The following is a 2,485-nucleotide window of genomic DNA, read 5'->3' on the forward strand; positions in this document are numbered from 1 at the left end:
GGTGCGCCCGTAAAGGCATATAATAAATATAGCTTTGGCAAGCTATTAGGTTCGTGTTCTTTGAAATAATAACCTATCACCAGCCGACTTATCCATTCAACGAAAGACGATGGGGAGTGTAGCATGTCGGAAAAGCCACGAGTGGACTAACTGTCAAGTCTTGACCGAGTGGCGAGGTGAAACGATAGATATGAGGATAAAGCCTATACTGGTTGAACGATAGTCTAAGCGGCTCGATGCTTAAGCCTTGGCGGAAGACAGTTATATAACTCAAAAAGTTATCCTACGCCATGCCGTGATACCCAGCTTCTCCCATCAGGTTGTTTGGGCAAAAGAACTTATCACGGAGCAACTACATACATAGTAAAGGACGAAAGTCGTATCCGACAATCTATCATGCCAATAGTTATTATATGTCTAAACGGGGATTGCCTAAGTGGGGCAACCCATATGGCAACAGAGCTTCCGTAGTAGTCCGAGCAAGGGAAAGCCTTGTACATGGCGAAGGGAAGCAGCCAATATCGTTTAATGTCAAATTTTGGAAAATGTGAGAGACATGAAAAGAAATCCGGAAAAGATATTAAACAGTCTAACACAACATAGTTCCGACTTGGCTTACAAGTTTGAACGTTTGTATCGGATACTGTTTAATGAAGAGATGTACTACATTGCCTACCAAAGTATTTATGCGAAGCAGGGCAATATGACGAAAGGTGTCGATGGAAAAACCATTGACGGTTTCAGTATATCCCATATTGAACGGTTAATAGGTATGCTCAAAGATGAGACGTACCAGCCAAATCCCTCTCAGCGGGTGTACATTCCCAAGAAAAACGGAAAAATGCGACCGCTGGGTATTCCGTCATTCATTGACAAACTTCTGCAAGAGGTTATAAAAATGATTTTGGAAGCAATCTATGAGGGCAGTTTTGAAAATTTTTCTCACGGTTTCAGACCACAGAGAAGTCCGCAGACTGCACTTTGGAGCATACAAAAGACATTCAACAGTACAAAATGGTTCATCGAGGGAGACATCAAAGGTTTCTTCGACAATATAGACCATGAGGTATTGATAGCCATTCTTTCAGAACGTATTTCAGATATGCGTTTCTTACGCCTTATTCGAAAGTTTCTGAATGCCGGATATGTGGAAGATTGGGTATTTCACAAATCGTATAGCGGAACGCCACAAGGTGGGATAATAAGCCCGATATTGGCAAATATCTATCTTGACAAGTTCGACAAATACATCAAGGAATACACTGAAAAATTCAACAAGGGGAAAAGGCGTAAGGAAAATCCGATAGTAAAACGTTTCGGACAACGGAAAGCCAAGTTAGTAGCCAAACTGAAAAAATCAACGGACAAAACGGAACGGAAACGACTGTCGATGCAAATCAAGGAAATTGTCAGAGAACGTCTCAACTATCCTGCAAGTGATGAAATGGATGCAACTATGAAGCGTTTGAAATATGTAAGATATGCGGATGATTTTCTCATTGGTGTTATCGGTAGCAAAGAGGATTGTATCAAAATCAAGAAGGACATAAAGCAGTTTATGGCTGACAAATTGAAATTGGAACTATCCGATGAGAAAACGCTGATAACCAATGCGAGGAAACATGCCAAATTTCTTGGTTATGACGTATTTGTACGCAAATCCAATGACACCCATAGGGATAAGAACGGACATCTGACAAGAAGTTTAGACCATAAGATAGTACTGTATGTGACAACCGAAGTGATGCGGAAGAAGCTCCTTGAATACGATGCGTTAAAAATCATCGTGAAAAATGGCAAGGAGGTTTGGAAACCCAAGGGGCGTACATACATGCGCTGCCTTGACGATTTGGAGATTATAAGCCAATATAATTCTGAAATCATGGGGTTCTATAACTTCTACTCGATAGCAAACAACAGTCCCGTCATTGATTCATTCTATAATATCATGGAATACAGTATGTATAAGACGTATGCCGCAAAGTACAGTACCTCGAAAAAGAAAATCATTGCGAAGTACAAGAAAAACGGGGTGTTTGCCATACCGTACACCAACAAAAGAGGATATGAATTCAGACGTGAGTTCTACGACAAAGGTTTTAAGCGAAAGGAATTACCCAATAGGTATTTGGATGACAGACTGCCAAACACTATTGCCATAACTGGTGGCAGAAATGGTCTAATCAAGAGACTTCAAGCACGGGTATGTGAAAACTGCGGTGCTACAGATAACCTTGAAATGCACCATGTACGCAAACTGAAAGACCTTAAAGGTAAAAGTGATTGGGATATTAAAATGATTTCACGCAAACGTAAAACATTAGCAGTATGTTCAGTATGTCATCACAAAATACACGCTGGAAAGTTAGACTGAATGAGAAGGTGGAGAGCCGTGTACGGGGAGACCTGTCAGCACGGTTCGGAGGCGAGTGCTTGGAAACCTACCGTATTAAAACACGGAAAGGCGCTGGTGCTTAGCCTATGG

At 41.3% G+C, this 2,485-nt stretch carries 1 protein-coding gene; it reads left to right on the forward strand.

Annotated elements, in window-relative coordinates; genetic code table 11:
• Positions 1-556 precede the first annotated feature (556 nt).
• Positions 557-2,374, forward strand: coding sequence for a reverse transcriptase domain-containing protein (locus JCM17102_RS20840; RefSeq protein ID WP_025076552.1), 1,818 nt, complete (start codon positions 557-559; stop codon positions 2,372-2,374).
• The last annotated feature ends 111 nt before the right edge of the window (positions 2,375-2,485 follow it).

This window comes from Bacteroides faecichinchillae JCM 17102, assembly GCF_000614145.1.
GTDB classification, from domain to species: Bacteria; Bacteroidota; Bacteroidia; order Bacteroidales; family Bacteroidaceae; genus Bacteroides; species Bacteroides faecichinchillae.